This is a genomic window from Succinimonas sp., from assembly GCF_045225735.1.
In the GTDB taxonomy this organism is placed as follows: Bacteria; Pseudomonadota; Gammaproteobacteria; order Enterobacterales; family Succinivibrionaceae; genus Succinimonas.
This window is the reverse complement of sequence record NZ_JBGVBR010000419.1, coordinates 1-2,782: the sequence shown is the minus strand read 5'-3', so window position 1 is coordinate 2,782 and position 2,782 is coordinate 1. Positions and strand designations below refer to the sequence as shown.

At 55.4% G+C, this 2,782-nt stretch carries 5 protein-coding genes; 2 read left to right on the top strand and 3 right to left on the bottom strand.

Features of this window, described 5'->3' with window-relative positions; genetic code table 11:
* The 3 genes from ACJROR_RS14670 to ACJROR_RS14660 form a co-directional block, all read right to left on the bottom strand.
* Positions 1-379, bottom strand: a 379-nt coding sequence (locus ACJROR_RS14670) for a hypothetical protein (protein ID WP_406547745.1), incomplete at its 3' end; no start/stop codon positions are given.
* Between the two features lie 94 nt (positions 380-473).
* Positions 474-1,205, bottom strand: coding sequence for a hypothetical protein (locus ACJROR_RS14665; protein ID WP_406547744.1), 732 nt, complete (start codon positions 1,203-1,205; stop codon positions 474-476).
* A 237-nt stretch (positions 1,206-1,442) separates the two neighbouring features.
* On the bottom strand, positions 1,443-2,180 hold the full coding sequence (locus ACJROR_RS14660; protein ID WP_406547743.1) for a hypothetical protein: 738 nt from the start codon (positions 2,178-2,180) through the stop codon (positions 1,443-1,445).
* Between ACJROR_RS14660 and ACJROR_RS14655 the strand changes: the two genes are divergently transcribed.
* Together ACJROR_RS14655 and ACJROR_RS14650 are read left to right on the top strand one after the other, a co-directional pair.
* Positions 2,179-2,307 carry a hypothetical protein gene (locus ACJROR_RS14655; protein ID WP_406547742.1) on the top strand — a complete coding sequence of 43 codons (129 nt, stop codon included), beginning with the start codon at positions 2,179-2,181 and terminating at the stop codon, positions 2,305-2,307. The genes ACJROR_RS14660 and ACJROR_RS14655 overlap by 2 nt on opposite strands.
* Before the next feature lie 103 nt (positions 2,308-2,410).
* A complete protein-coding gene (locus tag ACJROR_RS14650) occupies positions 2,411-2,734 on the top strand; it encodes a hypothetical protein (protein WP_406547741.1) in 324 nt (107 codons plus the stop codon).
* The last annotated feature ends 48 nt before the right edge of the window (positions 2,735-2,782 follow it).

Below are 2,782 nucleotides of genomic sequence, written 5' to 3'. Positions count from 1 at the left end.
AGACACCATACCATTCCACGAAATTTAGGGTGATAATTCTTTCTTCATCCCGTGTCTCCCGGGGGCGGCCGTCCCGGCGGGTTTCCGAAATTACGCGGCAGACCGGGAACTCTTCCCCCTGACAGCCCATCTTAAAATATTTTTCCGCGATGGCGCGATCCGTCTCCGGATCATTCTTGGCATCACCGGGATCCAGAGCCAGAAGTCCCCGCAGGAGACAGGAAGCGGCGTAGCCTTTTTCCTGGCAGATTCGTTCCGCATCGGTAAAGGCCATCTGAAACACGCCGTGCTCCCGCATCCTGAAAACACTTTGAAAGTCTTCGTTTATCCAGTTGCTTTTATAGCTTTCAAACTCCTGGCGCTCTAACTTATATTGCATCTCCATGGCATTCCGGATCAGAAAGTAGCCAAGCGCTAAACAAATTATGAACACACTCCAGAATAAGTTTCCTAGTTTTGCCGATCTCGGTCTTTCAAATCTCATCTGCTGTTCCTGTTTTTTCAATTATGCTGTTTGCCGGGGCTCTCGCTGTCCCGGTTCCGGGGGCAGTCTCCGCAAGCTTTTTCAGGGCGAGGCTCCGGTACCGGCAGCTTGGGGGATCCAGATAGGGATTCCCTTTGCGATCCTTCATGGCGCAGCCTCGGGCGCCATAGACCCGGGCCTTCTCATAGTCCCCGGCGTTAAAAACCGTCCGGGCCGCATCCCCGCAGGCTAACGGGCTTCCCAGCTCGCACCCCATTATCAGGATCCCGGTTTTAATCCTGTCCTCATCCTGAAGATCCCGGGGCCGGCCGTCCCGGCGGGTTTCCGAAATTACGCGGCAGACCGGGTAATCCTTTTTGGCGCAGCCCTTCTTAAAATATTCTTCCGCCGTCTTCCGGGCTTCAGCCATCTCATTCATGATCTCCCCGTACTCCAGAGCCAGGAATCCCCGCATGATGCAGGAAAAGGCATAGCCCTGCTGGCAGCTTATTTCCGCCTCGGTAAAGGCATGGAGATATACGCGCAGCTTCCGCACCCGGAAAAGAACCTGACAGTCGCTGTTTTCCATAGGAGGACGTCTTCTTTCAGCCTGCTCCCGTTCCAAGTCATTATGGAGATCCATCGCATTTTGAAGCAGGCAGTGCCCCAGAGGGACAAAAATTATGAAAGCAATAGCGAAGCATTTACCAAAAATCACCGATCCCGGTCTCTGATATCTCATTTGCCGTTATCGCCCCTTTTTTGTCTTTAACTGATTATTCCGTAAAGCTTCCGGTTGCCTCACCAAGGCGTTTTTAAGCCGGCGGAATTCCTGACAGCCCCGGGGATCCCGGTTCTGACAGAGCTTCCCGTAAACCTCCATGGCCTGTTCCCGTCTTTTATCAGGCAGGAGTCCCTCATCATGCTCATAATAAGCACTCAGTTTCAGGCAGGCCGCGGTGTCCTCCTGGCTGCAGGCTTACCGGAGCTTTTCAGGCGTTTCCGGAACAGGAGCCGGGACGGCTTCCTGCTCCGGGGTTTCCTTCTCGGAATCCGCTTTGCTGTTTGTTACCCCGAGGATCTTATCCCGGAGTTTTCCGGCGTTTTGACAGAGCTCCCCCTGCCCCGCGAGACTGCAGGTTCTGTCCAAAAGCGCCAGAGCCGCATTAATTTCCTGTTTGCCTTTTGCGGTCTCCGCCAGGAACCCTGCATAGCCGAGACAGCCTTCCGGAGATCCCAGTTCGCAGGATCTGGGCCAGGCCCATCTCACTATATCCATGCCTTCCGGACGGTTTAGGAAATGCCGGTAATAGGTGTCGGCCAGGAAATGGCAGGAATCAGGCTCCCTCTTCTGGCATCCTATTTTGAAATAGCGCTGCCCCTCCGCCGGGGTGGCGGAAGGATTTTTTCCGTCAAGAGCCATGCGCCCCCAGAGGGTGCAGCTTGCGGGATAGTTATGTTCACAGCCAGTGGCCAAAAGCCGGGCGGCGTCTTCGTAATTCCCGGCCCGATAATCTTTTAAACCGGCGAGATGACAGTCGATCCCTCTGCCGCAGAGAAATTTATCCGGCACATGCGTTCTGGCCCGCCGCTCTTTTTCTTCCTCCATGTCGATGGCTAAATATAATAACGCTCCGAATATGACAAATGGCAGTACCACTAACAAGGCTTCCGCGCAGCCCGGATGGCGCTGGTGGTTTATGGGCGGTGGATACATGGCATTGCTCTCTTTTCTGGTAAAACCGGATCTCCTGCCGGAAGCCTGGTCGGGAGGTAATCTTCCGGAAAACGGTTCTGCGTTTTCAGCAGCGCTGGCTGCTGCTACCTCCCCAGGGCGTTTTTAAGCCGGCGGAATTCCTGACAGCCCCGGGGATCCCGTTTCTGACAGAGCTTCCCGTAAACCTCCATGGCCTGTTCCCGTCTTTTATCAGGCAGGAGTCCCTCGTCATGCTCATAATAAGCGCCCAGTTTCAGGCAGGCCGCGGTGTCCTCCTGGCTGCAGGCTTCCCGGAGCTTTTCGGGAGCCTCCGGAACAGGAGCCGGGGCCGCTTTCTGCTCCGGAGGCTTCTTTGCGGAATTTGCCTTGTCCGGAGTCCTGCCGAGGATCTTTTCCCGGAGCTTTCCGGCGTTTTGACAGAGCTCCCCCTGCCCTGCAAGACTGCAGGTTCTGTCCAGAAGCGCCAGAGCCGTGTTAACTTCCTGTTTGCCTTTTGCGGTCTCCGCCAGGAACCCGGCATAGCCGAGACAGCCTTCCGGGGATCCCGTTTCTGACAGAGCTTCCCGTAAACCTCCATAGCCTGCTCCCGTCTTTTATCAGTC

What these genes read in the sequence shown, in the direction of transcription:
- ACJROR_RS14665 (WP_406547744.1), bottom strand. Translation starts at nt 1,205, where the DNA reads ATGAGATATCAGAGACCGGGATCGGTGATTTTTGGTAAATGCTTCGCT.
- ACJROR_RS14655 (WP_406547742.1), top strand. Translation starts at nt 2,179, where the DNA reads ATGGCATTGCTCTCTTTTCTGGTAAAACCGGATCTCCTGCCGGAAGCC.
- ACJROR_RS14660 (WP_406547743.1), bottom strand. Translation starts at nt 2,180, where the DNA reads ATGTATCCACCGCCCATAAACCACCAGCGCCATCCGGGCTGCGCGGAA.
- ACJROR_RS14650 (WP_406547741.1), top strand. Translation starts at nt 2,411, where the DNA reads ATGCTCATAATAAGCGCCCAGTTTCAGGCAGGCCGCGGTGTCCTCCTG.